Source organism: Faecalicatena contorta (assembly GCF_022835095.1).
GTDB classification, from domain to species: Bacteria; Bacillota; Clostridia; order Lachnospirales; family Lachnospiraceae; genus Faecalicatena; species Faecalicatena contorta.
On record NZ_BQNQ01000001.1, the window covers coordinates 2,718,624 to 2,736,300 of the forward strand.

General features: G+C 46.3%; 13 protein-coding genes and 2 tRNA genes. 6 read left to right on the plus strand and 9 right to left on the minus strand.

Annotated features, from left to right (window positions below):
• Nucleotides 1–11: 11 nt before the first annotated feature.
• From ispF to MWG26_RS12165, 6 genes are all read right to left on the minus strand, one after another.
• Entirely contained in the window at nucleotides 12–557 is a 546-nt protein-coding gene (gene ispF / locus MWG26_RS12140) for a 2-C-methyl-D-erythritol 2,4-cyclodiphosphate synthase (protein WP_025657305.1), read from the minus strand.
• A 24-nt stretch (nucleotides 558–581) separates the two neighbouring features.
• Nucleotides 582–1,127 (minus strand): hypothetical protein, encoded by a 546-nt coding sequence (locus tag MWG26_RS12145; protein ID WP_025657304.1) that lies wholly within the window; start codon nucleotides 1,125–1,127, stop codon nucleotides 582–584.
• A 106-nt stretch (nucleotides 1,128–1,233) separates the two neighbouring features.
• Nucleotides 1,234–1,307: transfer RNA gene (locus tag MWG26_RS12150), tRNA-Met, on the minus strand.
• 21 nt (nucleotides 1,308–1,328) lie between these two features.
• Nucleotides 1,329–1,401 (minus strand) — tRNA-Val (locus MWG26_RS12155).
• Between the two features lie 233 nt (nucleotides 1,402–1,634).
• A complete protein-coding gene (locus MWG26_RS12160) occupies nucleotides 1,635–5,390 on the minus strand; it encodes a phosphoribosylformylglycinamidine synthase (protein ID WP_025657303.1) in 3,756 nt (1,251 codons plus the stop codon).
• 99 nt (nucleotides 5,391–5,489) lie between these two features.
• A complete protein-coding gene (locus tag MWG26_RS12165; RefSeq protein ID WP_025657302.1) occupies nucleotides 5,490–6,185 on the minus strand; it encodes a TIGR01906 family membrane protein in 696 nt (231 codons plus the stop codon).
• 130 nt (nucleotides 6,186–6,315) lie between these two features.
• Between MWG26_RS12165 and MWG26_RS12170 the strand changes: the two genes are divergently transcribed.
• The 6 genes from MWG26_RS12170 (at nucleotide 6,316) to MWG26_RS12195 (ending at nucleotide 13,512) form a co-directional block, all read left to right on the plus strand.
• On the plus strand, nucleotides 6,316–7,188 hold the full coding sequence (locus MWG26_RS12170) for a LysR family transcriptional regulator (RefSeq protein WP_044927320.1): 873 nt from the start codon (nucleotides 6,316–6,318) through the stop codon (nucleotides 7,186–7,188).
• A gap of 13 nt (nucleotides 7,189–7,201) precedes the next feature.
• The gene (locus MWG26_RS12175) at nucleotides 7,202–7,906 is read left to right on the plus strand and encodes a response regulator transcription factor (protein ID WP_117441177.1); all 705 of its coding nucleotides are present in this window, start codon (nucleotides 7,202–7,204) and stop codon (nucleotides 7,904–7,906) included.
• A complete protein-coding gene (locus tag MWG26_RS12180) occupies nucleotides 7,907–9,316 on the plus strand; it encodes a HAMP domain-containing sensor histidine kinase (RefSeq protein WP_025657299.1) in 1,410 nt (469 codons plus the stop codon).
• 215 nt (nucleotides 9,317–9,531) lie between these two features.
• The gene (locus MWG26_RS12185; RefSeq protein WP_181969601.1) at nucleotides 9,532–12,009 is read left to right on the plus strand and encodes an ABC transporter permease; all 2,478 of its coding nucleotides are present in this window, start codon (nucleotides 9,532–9,534) and stop codon (nucleotides 12,007–12,009) included.
• A 15-nt stretch (nucleotides 12,010–12,024) separates the two neighbouring features.
• Complete coding sequence (locus tag MWG26_RS12190; RefSeq protein ID WP_025657297.1) at nucleotides 12,025–12,720, plus strand: ABC transporter ATP-binding protein; 696 nt, start codon at nucleotides 12,025–12,027, stop codon at nucleotides 12,718–12,720.
• 372 nt (nucleotides 12,721–13,092) lie between these two features.
• The gene (locus tag MWG26_RS12195) at nucleotides 13,093–13,512 is read left to right on the plus strand and encodes an Hsp20/alpha crystallin family protein (RefSeq protein ID WP_025657296.1); all 420 of its coding nucleotides are present in this window, start codon (nucleotides 13,093–13,095) and stop codon (nucleotides 13,510–13,512) included.
• A 151-nt stretch (nucleotides 13,513–13,663) separates the two neighbouring features.
• Here MWG26_RS12195 and MWG26_RS12200 read toward each other — a convergent pair whose 3' ends face one another.
• The 3 genes from MWG26_RS12200 to MWG26_RS12210 are packed head-to-tail and all read right to left on the minus strand — an operon-like array spanning nucleotide 13,664 to nucleotide 17,654.
• Nucleotides 13,664–16,039, minus strand: a complete 2,376-nt coding sequence (locus MWG26_RS12200) for an ATP-dependent DNA helicase (RefSeq protein WP_025657295.1) — start codon at nucleotides 16,037–16,039, stop codon at nucleotides 13,664–13,666.
• A gap of 48 nt (nucleotides 16,040–16,087) precedes the next feature.
• On the minus strand, nucleotides 16,088–16,939 hold the full coding sequence (locus MWG26_RS12205; protein WP_025657294.1) for a sensor histidine kinase: 852 nt from the start codon (nucleotides 16,937–16,939) through the stop codon (nucleotides 16,088–16,090).
• On the minus strand, nucleotides 16,932–17,654 hold the full coding sequence (locus MWG26_RS12210; RefSeq protein WP_025657293.1) for a LytR/AlgR family response regulator transcription factor: 723 nt from the start codon (nucleotides 17,652–17,654) through the stop codon (nucleotides 16,932–16,934). Before MWG26_RS12210 ends, MWG26_RS12205 begins: the two co-directional genes overlap by 8 nt.
• Nucleotides 17,655–17,677 lie beyond the last annotated feature (23 nt).

Consider the following 17,677-nt stretch of genomic DNA (forward strand, 5'->3'; position numbering starts at 1 on the left):
CCCCTCTTTTCTTACTGCCTGGGACAGCCCTTGCAGCCCTCGCATCCATTTGGATTCGGGGTTACATCGTAGCTGCTGTAGTTCATAATCTTTTCCAGAGCGCACACCGCCTGAGAGGAAATCCCCTCTCCGCGCCCTGTAAATCCAAGCCCCTCTTCCGTTGTTGCCTTGATATTGACCTGGTCAGGCATAAGATTCAGTGCATCCGCCACATTCTTTATCATCTCATCTATATATGGGCGCATCTTGGGCTGCTGCGCAACAATGGTCGCATCAATGTTCTCTATCACAAATTGCTTGTCATCCAGAAGTGCTGCTACATGCTCCAGCAGCCTGATGCTGGAAATGCCTTTGTACTGCGGGTCTGTATCCGGAAAATGCTTTCCGATATCCCCCAGTGCCGCTGCTCCGAGAAGCGCATCCATAATGGCATGTACAACCACATCTGCATCCGAATGTCCCTGAAGTCCCTTCTCATATGGTATCTCTACTCCTCCGAGAATCAGCTTTCTGCCTTCGACCAGCCTGTGTACATCATATCCCATACCTACACGCATGTTCTGTCACTCCTTATTCATATTCTATCTTTCTTCGTCGTCAGTCTCTTCCATTGACTCTTCCGTGGTATCCCCGTTTAGATCTATCAGTGTATCTGCAGATGTAACTGTGTCCTGGGCTGCATCGTCCTCCATAGCTTCTGCAGTTTTCGTCCTGTTATTCTTCTCACTGTCATCATTTGGATTCACTTTTCTATCATCTGAAGAATCTGTCTCCATGGAATCTGTGTCTTCCTTCCCGGAAGGCATTTCCGCCGCAGACTCCTCCTCGGTATCTTCCTTTTCTGAAGAAGTCTCCTCCTCAGAATCTGCTTCTATTGCATCTTCAGAATTGTCTTCCTCTGAAGATGCCTCTTCTTCGTTCTGCATTTTGTTTCTCATTGCGATTACGCTTTTTGCGGATACAATCACGATCACCGCTCCTATCACAATAAACAAGATACCCGCGGTCATCATAAACACCATGTTTTCGGGTCTTTCAGTAAGCATCCCGCTTACGATCTGGTACCCCAGATAGATCACATACAGGCCGGCTACAATTCTCAAAACGAGCCAGGATTTTTCATTCATTTGTTTGTCCTCCGTTTAATTTCTCATTCTCTGATTCTAACATACTTAGATAAGTATTGCCATAATCAGACACAAAAAAGCTTCGGAAATTTCCGAAGCTTCTCAGTAGCGGAAACTGGATTTGAACCAGCGACACCACGGGTATGAACCGTGTGCTCTAGCCAACTGAGCTATTCCGCCATATAAAATTTTAGAAAGTTATGGGACCTATAGGGCTCGAACCTATGACCCTCTGCTTGTAAGGCAGATGCTCTCCCAGCTGAGCTAAGATCCCATATTCTCCCGGTCTGCGTTTAAGTGTTTGTCTCACCCGCAACCCGCTTTGCTATTATACTATTATTTTTCATCAAATGTCAACACCTTTTTTCCTGTTTTTTCAAATTTTTTTAACAAATCAGAAACTTCATCCGGCGCTGATCATGGAACCCCTTATAAACACGGGCCGTATCCCATTTTTAAATATTTCGTACAGCGGATACGGCCACTTTTTATTGTAATAATTTAGATCTATTTGAAATATTTCACACCAGATTCAAAGATTTTCATGTCCTGTTCCCCATAAATATTTATGGCAACCGAGTTGTCTCTTCTCTCCGAATGCGCCATCTTGCCAAGCACACGGCCGTCCGGGCTTGTGATTCCTTCAATTGCGCGGTAAGAGCCGTTGACATTCCACTCTTCATCCATGCTGATCACGCCGTCAATGTCACAATACTGTGTCGCAACCTGACCGTTGGCAAACAGTTTATCCAGCCATTCTTCACTGGCAACAAAACGCCCTTCCCCGTGGGATGCCGGATTCGTATACACGCCGCCAAGAGACGCCTCCTGAAGCCATGGAGATTTATTTGTCACCACTTTTGTGTATACCATCTTTGAGATATGGCGTCCAATGGTGTTATAGGTCAGTGTCGGAGAATCCTCCTTCTGGCCTGTAATGGTGCCGTAAGGCACAAGCCCCAGTTTGATCAGGGCCTGGAAGCCGTTGCACACACCAAGGGCAAGTCCGTCTCTCTCATTGAGCAGTTTTTCTACCGCCTCTTTGATCTTTGCATTCTGGAAGGCTGTCGCGAAGAATTTGGCAGAACCGTCCGGTTCATCCCCCGCACTGAAACCGCCCGGGAACATGATCATCTGCGCCTGTGAAATGGCGTTTTCGAACTCTGCAACTGAATGACGGATATCTTCCGCATCCAGATTCTTAAATACCTTCGTTATCACCTTTGCCCCTGCGCGCTCAAAGGCTCTCTTGCTGTCGTATTCACAGTTCGTTCCCGGGAATACCGGGATGAATACGGTCGGCTGCCCGATCTTATGGCTGCAGATATGGATATCCTTTGTATCATATAAATTGTCTTCCAATACTTCTTTGCTGTCTGCAGAAGATCTTGTGGCAAATACTTTCTCCAGAGTCTCTGTCCAGGCTGTCTTCGCCTCGCACAGAGTGATCTCCGTGTTTCCATAGCTGAATATGCCGTCGTCTGTCACTTCACCGATGACAGTATAGCTGATTGCCAGTTCTCCCACCTGATCAGCAGGCACTTCCGCAACCAGATCTCCAAATGCTGGCGCAAACAGTTCTCCGGCATCCAAGCTGTGTTCTATCTTCAACCCAAGCCCGTTTCCGAACGCCATTTTACTGACTGCAGCCATCACACCGTGCCGGTCCAGAGCATATGCGGATACAATTTTGCCATTGTGTATATCGCTCTCAAACTTTCCGTACTGATCCATCAGCTGGCCGTAAACAGGGAGATCATATCCATCCTTCTCGATTCTCATCCATACCAGCTTATTTCCCGCCTTTTTCAGTTCCGGGGTAATGATATCCTTCTCCGTTGCCATATCGACAGCAAAAGAAACCAGAGTCGGGGGCACATCAATATCCTGGAATGTTCCCGACATACTGTCCTTACCGCCAATTGAGGGCAGGCCGAATCCCAGCTGTGCGTCATAAGCCCCAAGCAGAGCCGCAAAAGGCTGGCTCCATCTCTTCGGATCTTCTGTCATTCTGCGGAAATATTCCTGGAACGTAAAGCGGATCTTCCTGTAATCACCGCCGGCCGCCACGATCTTAGCCACAGATTCTACGACAGCATATACTGCACCGTGATACGGACTCCAGCTGGAAAGATACGGGTCAAAGCCATAGCTCATCATAGAAACGCTGTCCGTGCTGCCATTTTGCACCGGCACCTTAGCAACCATAGCCTGCGTCTCTGTCATCTGGTACTTTCCGCCATGCGGCATGAATACGGAGCCGGCGCCGATTGATCCGTCGAACATCTCCACAAGCCCCTTCTGGGAGCATACATTCAGATCGCTCAGCATGGCCAGCCATTTTCCTTTTACATCCTGCACGGCTTCCTTTACAAAAATTGTATCTTCTTTATTTGGAATCTCCACCTCAACGGATGTCTCCTGATGGGCACCGTTCGTATCCAGGAATGCACGGGAAATATTAACGATCTCTTTTCCGCGCCATAAAAGCACCAGTCTCGGGGACTCTGTAACTACTGCCACTTCAACAGCCTCCAGATTCTCTTCCTTTGCATAATCCAGAAACTGTTTTACATCTTTCGGATCGACAACAACAGCCATTCTCTCCTGAGACTCTGAGATCGCGATCTCTGTCCCGTCAAGACCGGCATATTTCTTCGGTACCTTGTCCAGATCTACACGGAGCCCGTCCGCAAGCTCTCCGATGGCAACTGAGACACCTCCTGCACCAAAATCATTGCATTTTTTAATCAGGGCGCTGACTTCTTCTCTTCTGAATAAACGCTGGATCTTACGCTCTGTCGGCGGATTTCCCTTCTGCACCTCTGCGCCGCAGGTCTCGATAGACTCTTCCGTGTGGACCTTGGAAGAACCAGTCGCTCCGCCGCATCCGTCACGCCCTGTTCGTCCGCCAAGGAGAATGATGATATCTCCCGGATCGGAAGTCTCTCTGATGACTGCACGTCTGGGAGCAGCGCCGAGTACTGCGCCGATCTCCATACGTTTTGCCACATAGTCCGGGTGATAGATCTCCTTGACCGCTCCGGTTGCAAGTCCGATCTGGTTTCCGTAGGAACTGTAGCCCGCAGCGGCTCCCCGTACCAATTTCTTCTGCGGAAGCTTTCCTTTTAAGGTATCCTTTACAGACACGGTAGGATCCGCGGCTCCGGTCACACGCATGGCCTGGTATACATAGGTCCTGCCTGACAGAGGATCGCGGATCGCGCCGCCCAGACAGGTTGCAGCCCCACCAAAAGGCTCAATCTCAGTTGGATGGTTGTGTGTCTCATTTTTAAAATTAATCAGCCACTCCTCTTCCACGCCGTCTACCTTGATCGGCACTACAATACTGCAGGCATTGATCTCCTCAGACTCCTCCTGATCCTGGAGATTCCCTTCTTTTTTCAGCTTTCTCATCGCCATAAGTGCCAGATCCATCAGGCAGACAAACTTGTCCTCTCTGCCGGCAAAGATCTCGCTGTGGTCTTTCAGATATTGTTTGTAAGTATTTACGATGGGTTCTTTATAATCCCCCTCGCCAAATGTAATCTCCTTTAATTCCGTGGAGAATGTTGTATGGCGGCAGTGATCTGACCAGTAGGTGTCAAGCACGCGGATCTCCGTCATCGTCGGGTCTCTGTGCTCTTCCCCGCTGTAGTACTTCTGGATATGCAGGAAATCTTTAAACGTCATTGCCAGTCCCAGAGAATCATAAAGCTTCTTCAACTCCTCCTGGGGCATATTCTGGAAGCCGTCAAATACTTTTACATCCTCCGGTTCCTCAAATACCGTGACCAGAGTCTCCGGTTTTTCCATTCCGGTTTCCCTGGAATCCACTGGGTTGATGCAGTGGTTCTTAATCGCACCAAACTCTTCTTCTGTTACTGTTCCTTCTATTACATAAGTAGTCGCAGTGCGGATGATCGGCTTTTCATCTTCCTTAATAAACTGCACGCACTGTTCTGCTGAATCTGCCCTCTGGTCAAACTGTCCCGGGAGATATTCTACTGAAAACACATGGCTCTCCTCTTTCAGCGGAAAACTTTCCTTATAAAGTGTATCAACAGGAGGCTCTGCAAATATCCCACTGCATGCTTTTTCAAAAGTGGTATCGGAAAGATTCTCCACATCATAGCGGATCAGGACGCGTACATCTGTCACCGTCTGAATTCCCAGATAGTGTTTAATCTCATGCCGCAGTTCCTTAGCTGAAACAGCAAATTCCGGTTTTTTCTCCACATAAACACGTCTTACATTACTCATAAACGATCTCCTTTGCATTTTATTCTGCCGCAGTTCACTGCGCTCTTTTCTATCCTATCACATTTTTTCTCATTAGTACAATTAATATAATTAAACTTATTAATTAGTACAGTTAATCTTTGACTTTTTTCTCCATATTATGCTGATGATCAGCAGTACTGCAAGCCCCGCTATAAAGAGAACCCCAATTCTAATAACCATATCAGAAAACAGTCCTTCCGGGAGCATTCTGATCATATAATCCTCCGCCGGATCAAACAGCCACAGGTCATTTGTAAAGAAAATCTCATGAAATTTTGTGAAGGCAGCCGAAAAATCCCTCGAAAACAAATACGCCAAAAGAGCCGTTCCCGCCGCCGTTAGCCCCAATGCGATCTGAAAAGCTCTGGGAATCAGATATTTCCAGCTTGCCTTTGCCGCAATCAAAACTACGAGGCAGATCAGCAATACTGCAGCAGCCCAAGTCCTGAGGCGCAGTCCTCCAATGAAAAGTCCCTGCACATCCGCCATATGCAGCTTGTCCTGTTCATTAAAGAAATCCTGTTCCTTCCCATCCACTGTAGTGATCACCTCCAGATTCTCCCGATCCCCCTTCAGATAATCCATCATCTCATGGGTCACATACATCACATCCTCCATCTTCATGTCCAGATCAGGGAGCACGTCGTATTTCTCATACTCTTTTTCATAAAAACCAAAATCCGCATACATCGCCGCTTGAAAGCTCGTGATCAGAAGGATCAAAATCACAGCCAGCGACAGTATAACGCCCAATACCCAATGTACTTTTTTCATCCTGCCATCTCCTATCATTCAATAAGTACAGATTTTATACTATCCAACGTATTTATTTTATCATAATACCGATTGTAATTCATCTCAATTTGGCTTATAATACAAGCAATACTTATTAGGAGGTCTAATAATGGATATCAATTATGAACTGTACAAAGTATTTTTTCATGTTGCATCCACCCTCAGTTTTTCGGAGGCGTCAAAACAGCTTTTTATCTCACAGTCAGCGGTCAGCCAGTCCATCAAAACCCTGGAACGCAAGCTGGACCAGACTCTGTTTATCCGCAGTACTAAACGGGTTCTTTTAACCCCGGAAGGAGAGATTCTGCTTCGTCATATCGAACCGGCCATGCATCTGATTCAGCGGGGAGAAGCACAGCTGCTGGATGCCGCTTCCACGGGAGGGCAGATCCGCATAGGGGCCAGCGACACGATCTGCCGCTATTTCCTGGTTCCATATCTTGAAAAATTTCACAAAGCATTCCCCAGCGCACACATCAAAGTAAACAACCAGACCTCCATCAAATGTGTGGAAATGCTGGAATCCGGCCAGGTTGACCTAATTGTTGTCAACTACCCCAACAATTATCTGAGCAACGTCTCCTCGATTAAGAAAATCAAAACATTCCGGGATGTATTTATCGCGAACGAGTCATTTCATGAACTGAAAGGGAAGAAGCTAACCTATAAACAGCTTTCCCAGTATCCGATCCTTATGCTGGACAGGCACAGCACAACGAGTGAATTTCTCCATCGGTTATTCCAACAGCACCAGCTGGATCTGGTTCCGGAGATCGAGCTGACAAGCAACGACCTGCTCATCGACCTCGCCCGCATCGGACTAGGCATTGCCTTTATCCCCGACTACTGCATGACGGGCGGGCAGAAAGACATATTTGTTGTGGAGACCAAAGAGGAACTGCCCGAAAGAGAATTAGTCATCGCTTATAACGAACAGATGCCGCTCACCAGGGCCGCGGAAGAATTTTTAAATTATTTTTAAGAAGGAAAAGCCGATGAATCATAAAATATTATTAGTAGATGATGAAAAGGATATTGTCGACCTGAACGAGGAAGTGCTGCGTCAGGATGGCTTTCAAAATATTGAAAAGGCATATACCGGGGAAGACGCCGTGGAGTTCTGCAAATCCTTCGAACCGGATGTAATCGTTCTGGATATTATGCTTCCGGACCTGGATGGAATCGAGGTATGTAAGAAAATACGCGGTTTCTCTTTTTGTTCAATTCTATTTCTTTCTTCCAAAAACGATGATGTCAACAAGATCCTGGGACTGTCCAGCGGCGGAGATGACTATATCACCAAGCCATTCAGCCCCAGGGAAGTCGTATTCCGGATCAAGGCACAGCTCCGCCGCCAGCAATATCAGTCCTCCATCCATACCCCTGAGACGGAAACAGTTGCTGCGGGCCGCCTTCTCCTGGACAAGGAAAGCTGCCGCATTCTAAAATCCGGAAAAGAGTTAAGCCTTACGGGCCGTGAATTTCTGCTCCTTGCCTATCTGATAGAAAATGCAGATAAAATCTTAAGCAAAGAACGCCTCTACGAGCATGTGTGGGGGGAATACAGCAGTATCTGTGATAATACAATCATGGTGCATATCCGCCATATCAGAGAGAAAATAGAGGATATTCCATCCAGCCCCAGGCAGCTTGTAACAATAAAAGGGCTGGGTTATAAGCTGAAGAAAAGGGTGGATTAAATGAGAAAATCTGGTTACCGCACTGCTTTTCATATATACCTTATCTTTTTTCTGGCGCTTCTCGGCGCCCTTATTTTCTCTGCCCTGTTTTTTTTCTCGGTTATCACCGTAAAGTTTCCCGATGGTTCTGTACAACGAAGCGATTATCCCAAGGCATTCACAGAGGATTTTGGCAGACAGATTACTTTTATAGATGGCAAACCGCAGATAAAACAGATCGGAATCGAACTGCTCCGTGCAAATCAGGCGGGTATCCAGCTTTTAGACGGCAGGGGCGGGGAAATCGCCAGTTATCATAGACCTGCGGATGCAAAGACTTCCTATTCTGATGCGGAGCTACTGCAGCTTTACCGGACAGGGGAGTTTTTCGGTACCACTGCGTTTATCGGAAATCTGAATGATAAGGACAAAGAGTTTTCTTACATCGTGTATTTTCCTGTAAATATAACAAAAGTCACCATGTTTCTGAACGGCGACAGGTTCACTACCGGTAAAACAATCTTTGCATTGGGCACAGGAGTGCTTATCATGATCCTCCTTGCCGGAAGCCTTATATATGGATTCTGGATCACAAATAAAATGAACCACATTTCTGAATGCGTTCGTTCTATATCAAAACGTGATTATACCCCTCTCATAGTCAAAGGCTCGTTTGGAGACGTATATGAAAGCCTGAATCAGCTTGACCAGGATATCCGGGACACCGACAGCTTAAAAGAACAGACGGAATCGATGCGTGAAGAATGGATTGCCAATATCACACACGATTTAAAAACACCGCTCTCCCCGATTAAAGGTTATGCGGAGATTCTATTTGAAAACGGCTCTGTTACAGGCCCGCAGCTTCATAAGTACTCTGGAGTCATTTTAAAAAATGTCTCTTCCATCGAACGGCTCATCGAGGATCTGAAGCTGACTTATCAATTAGAAAGCGGAATGCTGCCGGTTCAGAGCAGAAGACAGGATTTCGTGCGTTTTATGAAAGAGCTGGTCATTGATATATTGAATAATCCCGCATACGAAAACCGTGTTATACATTTTGAATCAGATCAAGAACCTATCTATTTTTTGTTTGATGAGAAGCTGATGGCAAGGGCTTTCCAGAACCTCATCCTAAATTCCTTTACCCACGGAAACAGGGATACTGAAGTTGATTTGGAGATCACGACACCGGACAGGATACTCACAATCGTTGTAAGCGACAATGGGCCTGGCATGAATCCTTCCGAACTGTCCATGCTGTTTCAGCGCTACTACAGAGGCGCCAGCTCCGGACAGAAAACGGAGGGGACGGGGCTGGGGCTTGCCATCGCCAAAAGTATAGTAGAGACCCAGGGCGGCAGGATCTGTGCAGACAGTGAAATCCATGCCGGAACATCTTTTAAAATAGAATTTCCCACAATGGTGTGAAATAAATTAAGGTTATTTAAGGTTGTGTGAAAATCAGATTAAGGTTGATAGTCTATTATAGATTTATAATAGCTGTCAGCCTTTTTCTAATATAGGAAATTACTCTGGAATTTCCTATATCATATCACCCTCATGAGCGAGGGGGGTGGGGAGCTGAGGTGGGATGACCACTTTGTTATTGGTAAAACAGTAGTCTAAAGAAAGCAGGTGTAAATGTGAAAATTATTTTTAAATACATTCTAACGAATGTGAAGGAAAGAAAGGTAAGAACGGCTGTCATGCTCTTGTCAATTATTCTCTCGACAGTCCTCTTATTCGTTTCCTTTTCGATCGGGGAATCCTACGAAAACGCACAGAGAAAAATGGCTCGCGGTATGTCAGGTACGGCGTCCGTCTCCGTTACTTCCAGGTCTGAAACAACTGGCCTGCAGTTAGAGGACATACCGGATCTGCCGGGTATCAAGGCGAAAGCCGGACTCCTGAAGGAAGACGCTTTATATCATGAAAACGGCTATTATGAATCCATTGACCTGATCGCGTCCGACCTTTCTTTATTGAATCAGATAAATAAACCCCAGCTGAGCGGCGGCGGTGAAATCGAAAATTTCTCCGGCTATCAGGTGATCTTACCGGATCGGTTTACGCAAAAGTATGGCATCAAAAAGGGGGATCGGATAATGCTGCAGATAAACGGCGCTTCTGTCGGATTTGAGGTTGCGGCAATTGCAAAGTATGATACCGTTTTTCTGCGTCAGACCAGAGGTGCAACCGCCCTTCTTCCCTTGGATACCTTGGCGGAAATCACTGGCAGCCCGGGTTACAGCGAAATCCTGATCGAGCCTGCAGACGGTATTTCGGCAGAATCACTGGCGGCTTCGCTCTTGGGCGAATTATCAGACAGTATATTTATCGTTACACAGATCGTTGACGAGGCAGCTATAGCGGACGGTGCCCGACAAAAGACAATGCCCTTTTTCCTGATCAGCTTTTTCTCCCTGACCATGAGTGTCTTCATTATTTACAGCAGTTATAAAGTCATCACTCTGGATCGCCTGCCCGTCATCGGCACCTTTCGCAGTATTGGGGCAACGCAAAAGATGGTCACCGGAATTTTACTCCTAGAAAGTCTTTTCTATGGCTGTGTGGGAGGCCTTGCAGGCATACCACTCGGAATCCTGGTTTTAAGAATGATCCTGCGGGGAATGAGCGGCACATTATCACAGGGCATAGAAATCTCCCCCGTGATTTCCTGGGCTGGAGTCTTACTTTCCTTTGCGGCAGCAGTGATTGTCACGCTGCTCAGCGCATGGTTTCCTGTCCGAAGGGCCGGGCGGCTTCCTGTAAAAGCAGTCGTCTTAGGGGTTGTGGAGGAACAAAAAGCCTCCAGCCGTTTTATTATGGGGACCGGTGCTGTTCTGTTTGTCATTTCAGCCGTACTCCCCTATCTGTTTTCCGGAACATTGCTGTATATAGCCGGATGTTTATCACTGCTTGGGCTGATCGCAGCGGCAATTCTGGTCATACCGCTTGTCACGAACCTGCTTTCAGGAATCCTGGAAAGAATATACGCGGTCCTCTTCAAAAACGAGGGTATGCTTGCCGCAAGAAATATGAAGAATAATAAGAATTTTACGCAGAACATCACCCTGCTGTTTATCAGCATATCAGCCTTGATTGCCATTACGGTAGTGGGAGGGTTTGTAAATACTTACATCACCGATGTCTTTAATGGCGCCGAACTGGAGGGATTTGCCGACGGGGAAATGGATGAAGTTTTTGTAGAAACAGTGCAAGAAATGGACGGAATCGATAAGGTGCTGCCTCTTTATGTTTTCAATAATCAAATAAGCAGCGGGGACATCACATTTACACGTTTGGAGGCCACCGACCATTTAGACTGGTATAATTCCATGTTCAATCTGAACTACACCAAGCACAAAATGGAAGACCAGGCCTCGGAAGATTTTAAGACGCAGCGCTCCATCTTATTAAGTGAGGACTGCATAACCCGTACTGGTTACACCGTTGGAGATCATCTGACCTTATCAGACAGCGACGGGGACTATTCCTATATCGTCGCCGGGAGTTTTAAATCAAGAGCAACCGATGTGGAGGCCATTATCCCTTCCCGCTTTGCCATTTCCGATTTTCACGCATCCACCTTCCATTTTCTGGCTTATACCGCAGCGGATCCGGAAGCGGTCATGGTTCAGATCCGCAGTCTGTTCGGCAAAACACAGAACTGGAGCAGAACCGTCGAGGAATTCAATACTGACGCTCATACCACCGTCGGCGCGTTTCTGAGGCCCATGCAGAGTATGACTTACTTCATACTGCTGCTGGCAGCAGTCGGTAATATTAATAATCTGCTGATCAACTATATACAAAGGCGCCGGACCATTGCCATGTATAAGTCCGTCGGATTAAGCAACAAACAAAACACAAAAATAATGGTAATTGAGAGCTGCACCGCCGGAATGATTGGGGCCTTTGTCGCCGTGCTGGTCTCCTATCTGGAAATAAAAACAATATTTCTAGTAGCAGGCCCCAAGATTTCCATGCAGCCGGAACTGGACATTGTAACCTTTCTATCAGCCGGGGCAATGGGAATAGCCGTAACTTTGGTCAGTTCCGTCGTTCCGATTATAAAAACCCGGAATATGAAATTAGTAGAAGAAATCAAATTTGAATAACTGGAGGTCTGACAGATGAAAGCAATGATCAACGATACAGCCATTGAAGGCAGAAATATTATCAAAGACTTTAATAATATAGGCGGCACACCGACACGGATTCTAAAAAATATATCGCTAAAAGTCAGAAAAGGGGATTTCGTCTCTATTATGGGTCCTTCCGGATCCGGAAAAAGCACATTACTCTACATCCTGGGCGGTTTGGATGTTCCCAGCAGCGGGTCCGTATATATGAACGGGACAGACATCTCAAAATTTGACGACCATAAAATGAGTATCATACGACGCCGTAAAATTGGATTTGTATTCCAGTTTTATAATCTCATCCCCAACTTAAATGTAGAGGAAAACGTCATGCTTCCTCTGCTGTTAGACGGGAAAAAGCTAAAGGATTACAGAAGCAGGCTGGATGACATCCTTGAAACTGTCGGGCTGGCAGAAAGGAAAAAGCACACACCCAGAGAGTTATCCGGGGGGCAGCAGCAGCGTGTCGCAATTGCGCGGGCTCTTATTGGAAATCCCGAGATGCTGTTTGCAGACGAGCCTACCGGGAATTTAGACAGCAAAACAGGTGCTGAAATCATGGAATTACTACATTCCATTAATAAACATACCGGTCAGACTATAATCATGGTCACGCATTCCGCGGAAGCGGCTGAACGCAGTGGCCGCATCATTACAATAAGGGACGGAGTGAGGTGCGTTGATTAATTTTGGGAGGGGCGCTTAATGAAGGGATCTCCGTCAGACTTCCTTCATTTCGCTGGATGCATCCAATCGGAAGAGTGGCTTGGCAAAGGTGGAGGCTCCGTAGCGGGGGCAGCGTATTGATTCGTTTGGGGGATCATATATTTTTCATTACTTTATCCTAAGCATATTGTATCCTTAAACGGATTCATACGCAGCCGCTATCCGTCCGCAAGGCTAGAGCTTGCGGACTTATATCTGTTTTTTGTAGTAGGTGGGGATGGAAATTATTAAGAAATTATAAAATTAGCACTCACCTATTGACAGTGCTAATAATCATATGCTATATTACATGTAGAACAAAGATAACAAATTGATTTTTAGGAGGTATGAACTATGTTATTATCAAACAGAAGTTTTTTTAATGATTTCTTTAAAGACCCATTTTTTGAAAGACCTTTTGACAACGCTTCATCCCAGATCATGAAGACAGACATTCACGAGAAAGACAATAACTACCTCGTAGAAATGGAGCTTCCGGGCTACAATAAAGAGGACATCAAAGCTGACTTGAAAGACGGATATCTCACAATAACCGCCACTCACGAAGAAAGCCAGGAAGAAAAAGACGAAAAAGGCAACTGCATCCGCAAAGAACGCTATACCGGTTCATGTAACCGCAGATTCTATGTTGGTGACCAATTAAAACAGGACGACATTAAAGCATCATTTAAAGACGGCGTCTTATGCCTGTGCGTCCCCAAAGAGGCTCCAAAGGCAATCGAAGAAAAACCTAAATACATCACTATCGATTGACTTTAAGTAAAACCTCTATGTGTAGATGTAAATCGTCTGACCTTTTGAAAATGTATATACGTAAAAAAGCAGGAAACCCAGTGTTTCCTGCTTTTTTATGATATATAGCCACCGAGCCGGCCTGCGTCCATAACAGTTCCTCCGGTCACTATTATACCAGGCTGTCCGAAGGTTCTCCGCCCCAGAATTCCTTTATCTTTAGGCCAAGGTTATCTATCCTGCAGATCTGGTACCCCTCCCACTCACGCGGAAATATCTCCCGGTACTGTCTCTGCACAAACCGCTCATCCAGCAGTATAATAACGCCACGGTCCTCCTCCGTTCTGATGACTCTGCCGGCAGACTGCAATACTTTGTTCATCCCCGGGTAAAGATAGGCATAATCAAACCCCTTCATGTTTCTGCTGTCAAAATACTGTTTCAGTATCTCTCTGTCATTGCATACCTGCGGGAGTCCTGTTCCGATAATCACTGCCCCAATCAGCCTGTCCTGGGTGAGGTCAATGCCTTCCGAAAAGATACCGCCCATCACGCAGAATCCCACAAGGCTGCACTCCCGCGCCTCCTCGAATGTCTCCAGAAAGATTTCTCTGGCTTCTTCTCCCATAAACTGCGACTGCACAATACATTCTATGTCGTGGCGCCCCTGCAGCATATTCTGAAAACATTCCTGTACATCTTCCATAAACCGGTAGGACGGAAAGAAAACCATATAATTGCCCTTTCTACCCTCCACTATATTAAGAATATACCTGGCAAACTTCTCGTACATGTCTGCTCCCCGCATGGTATACTTTGTGCTCACATCGTTGCCAAGAAGAAGAAGACGGTTCTCCCTTGGGAAAGCGGATTCCGCATAGATTGCATAATCATCACTCTCCACGCTGAGCAGCTTTTTATAATAATGGATGGGCAGCAATGTTGCGGAAAAAAATATGGTACTGTTTCCCTGCTCCAAGTAAGTCTGCAGATTTACAGAAGGATTGACACAGAGCAGCTTTACGCGGAAACGGCCGCCACGTTCAAGCTCCGAATAGATGACATAGTTTTCATCTAAAATATCATGAATATTCAAAAAGTCTCTGACTTGAAAATAAAAATCCAAAATCTGCTCTCTTTTTTCCTCGCTGTGTTCTTCCTCCAGATACTCCTCCAGACCGGACATTACATTCATCAGCTTAACCGCGATGTGGGAAACACTTTCCAGAATCTGATAGTTCTCACACTCTCTTTTCAGCATAAGCAGCTGCTTGTTGCACTCCTCCAGTTTTTTCGCCAGCTTAGGATCTTCGTTTTTTACCAGGCGCTTTATCTCAAGCACATCCTCTTTATATAAGACAGCGCTGTACATCTCGCGCCCCCGTTCAACCAGATTGTGTGCCTCATCAATGAGATACAGATAGCCGCCTTTATTTCCCTCGGAAAAAAAACGCTTTAAGTGAGCGTTTGGATCAAAAACGTAGTTGTAATCACAGATAATGGCATCCGACCATACTGAAACATCGAGCGCCATCTCAAACGGACACACATTGTACTTCTGCGCCTGTTTCTCTATTGCCTCTCTGCTCAAATCATCCGAGTTCATAATCAAGTCAAACACGGCATCATTCACTCTGTCATAATGCCCTTTTGCGTATGGGCAGTTGTCCGGATTGCAGACTGTCTCTTCGCAAAAGCATATCTTTTCTTTTGCGGTCAGGGTAATCACCTTCATGAGGAGCCCTTGACCCTTCAGGGTCTGAAAGGCCTGTTCTGCCACGGTTCTTGTAATTGTTTTAGCAGTCAGATAAAAAATGCGTTCCCCCAGTCCTTCCCCCATGGCCCGCACCGCCGGAAAGACGGCCGCCATGGTTTTCCCCACGCCCGTCGGGGCTTGTATAAACAACTTCTTCTTTCTGAGTATCGTTTTATAGACTGAAGTCACAATCTCTCTCTGCCCATCCCTGTACTCAAAAGGAAACTCTATCTTCTTAATCGATGCATTCCGCTCCGACTTCCATTCGATCTGAAACTTCGCCCATTTTTCATACTTAACAACCAGCTCCAGAAACCATTTTTCCAGTTCATCCCTGGTAAACTCCCGGATAAATCTCTTCAGTTCTTCCGTCTCCAGATTACAGTAGGTCATCTGCACACGGATGTTCTGCAGATTCTCCTGCCTGGCATACATATATGCGTAGCACTTAGCCTGTGCCAGGTGTACATTGGAGGGTGCCTCGATATGCAGGAGTTCCCTGAGGACGCCCTTGATTTCATCTATCATGACGCCCTGCCCATCCTCGATGACTCCGTCGGCCCTCCCTTCTACCTGCAGGGTAAATCCTTCGCAGGGAATCTGCGTTTTGAGAGAAACCTCTGCACGATAATCAGAACCCATACGCCGCTGTATCCTGCGATGGATTCTGCTTCCCTGCAGCATGGCCTCTTTGTCCGCGCTGCTCCCTGTTCTGTTGTCGATGTCCCCCTCGCGCAGAATAAATTCCACCAGATTGCGGACAGATATTTTGATCACTTCTTTTTCTTCCATGTATGTTATTATACCTCGTTCAAGCAGGAAAAGCCACTCTTGTTACCTCTAAATTACTACGGCAAACTGAATATAATTCTCTCCGCCGATCTCTTCCTGCCCCACGGTAATCTCACCCCCCGCTTTCTCTGCAATCATTTTGGCGCGGTAGAGGCCAAGCCCCCTGTCCCCTCTCTTTTTGCTCTTCGTAGTAAATCCATTCTCAAAAAAATGTCCGATCTCTTCCAGTGAGATCTTCTCGTGCTGGTTGAATATCTGGAAAATCAGATGATCCTGCCGGGAATCCAGAATCATGCGCACTCGTCCCCCCTCCTCGGGGCACGCCTCATACGCATTGTCTACCAGAACCCCAACAATCTCAATCAGACTGTGTTCTGATACCCGGGAAATAATCTCCCTGCTGCGCACCTCTATCTCTGTCTCAATGCCTTCCCTGGAACTGACAATCTTACTGTAAAGAAAGCCTGCGAGCACCTTATCACTGATTTTCAGAAGAGGCAGATACTGGCTGACGCCCTCTCTGCTGATCGCCTTCACATACTCCGACTGTCTGCGCACAAGTTCTTCATAAGAATCCACAGTAAGGTGCATGTTCAAAACAGCATTCAGATGATTGTCAAATTCATGCTGCCTTGCCCTGATCTCCTTTACCAGTTCCTCCAGCGGTTGAATATAGTGCTGATACATCTTCAGTTCCTTTTCCTGCTCCCTTATGATGTCATTGCTCAGCTTCCAGTCAATCGTCCCCCATATAATCACAACAAGTAATAAAATGAATACAATGATCATCTTAAAATCCAGCGTCCTGCTTATCTTCAGGTCAATCACCAGGTAAACTGCAATCGCAAGGGAAATGAAACAAAAGACCCGGTAAAGGAATTTTCTTACTGTTTTATTCATTTAGCAGCCTCCTGACCTCAGTCTTGTAGGTAACACCGATATCAATTTTCTCTCCATATCCCTCTACCTGTATCATCTGATTTACCATATCATAATACTTCACGTATGTCTTATTCACCGCAAACATCCTGTGGCACTGGAAAAACTCCTGCTTTGGCATTTTCTCCATAAGCTGCCGTATAGAGAGATATGGAATTTCCATCTTCTCCTCTTTCAGATAAAGGCAGACCCCCCTGGGAATTGCCTTACAGAAAACAATCTCTTCACACAATATCTTATAATTAATCCCGTTTTTCTTAACTATAATGTACGGTTTTTCCTCTGCTCGCACGTGGGACAGCACCTTTTTCACCACGGCCTGTACATCTGCTTCGCTGTAAGGCTTTAAGAGATACTGATAACAGTGTATCCTGCGGTAAGCCTCTATCTCCAGGGACGCAACCGATGTGATCATAACAACAGGTGTGAACTCATACTTGATGATATTGCGTATCTCCTCTGCAAAGATCAGGCCGGAGGAGTCTTCCTTGTCCTCTTTTACAAGATTTACATCCAGTAAAAATAAATCAAAAGAAACGGTGCCATGCAGCAGCAGCCTGGCTTGCGCCAGGTCTGCCGCCGTATTCACCGTTATGTCAGCCGATATGCGGCAGAGCATGTTCCGCAGTGCTTCCCTGCTCCGCTCCTCGTCTTCCAATACCAAAATTCTTGCCATATCCTGCTCCTGCTTCTACTGCC

Excerpts from the sequence above, each read along its gene's own strand:
- ispF (WP_025657305.1), bottom strand. The coding sequence starts at position 557 with ATGCGTGTAGGTATGGGATATGATGTACACAGGCTGGTCGAAGGCAGA.
- MWG26_RS12145 (WP_025657304.1), bottom strand. The coding sequence starts at position 1,127 with ATGAATGAAAAATCCTGGCTCGTTTTGAGAATTGTAGCCGGCCTGTAT.
- MWG26_RS12160 (WP_025657303.1), bottom strand. The coding sequence starts at position 5,390 with ATGAGTAATGTAAGACGTGTTTATGTGGAGAAAAAACCGGAATTTGCT.
- MWG26_RS12165 (WP_025657302.1), bottom strand. The coding sequence starts at position 6,185 with ATGAAAAAAGTACATTGGGTATTGGGCGTTATACTGTCGCTGGCTGTG.
- MWG26_RS12170 (WP_044927320.1), top strand. The coding sequence starts at position 6,316 with ATGGATATCAATTATGAACTGTACAAAGTATTTTTTCATGTTGCATCC.
- MWG26_RS12175 (WP_117441177.1), top strand. The coding sequence starts at position 7,202 with ATGAATCATAAAATATTATTAGTAGATGATGAAAAGGATATTGTCGAC.
- MWG26_RS12180 (WP_025657299.1), top strand. The coding sequence starts at position 7,907 with ATGAGAAAATCTGGTTACCGCACTGCTTTTCATATATACCTTATCTTT.
- MWG26_RS12190 (WP_025657297.1), top strand. The coding sequence starts at position 12,025 with ATGAAAGCAATGATCAACGATACAGCCATTGAAGGCAGAAATATTATC.
- MWG26_RS12195 (WP_025657296.1), top strand. The coding sequence starts at position 13,093 with ATGTTATTATCAAACAGAAGTTTTTTTAATGATTTCTTTAAAGACCCA.
- MWG26_RS12200 (WP_025657295.1), bottom strand. The coding sequence starts at position 16,039 with ATGGAAGAAAAAGAAGTGATCAAAATATCTGTCCGCAATCTGGTGGAA.
- MWG26_RS12205 (WP_025657294.1), bottom strand. The coding sequence starts at position 16,939 with ATGAATAAAACAGTAAGAAAATTCCTTTACCGGGTCTTTTGTTTCATT.
- MWG26_RS12210 (WP_025657293.1), bottom strand. The coding sequence starts at position 17,654 with ATGGCAAGAATTTTGGTATTGGAAGACGAGGAGCGGAGCAGGGAAGCA.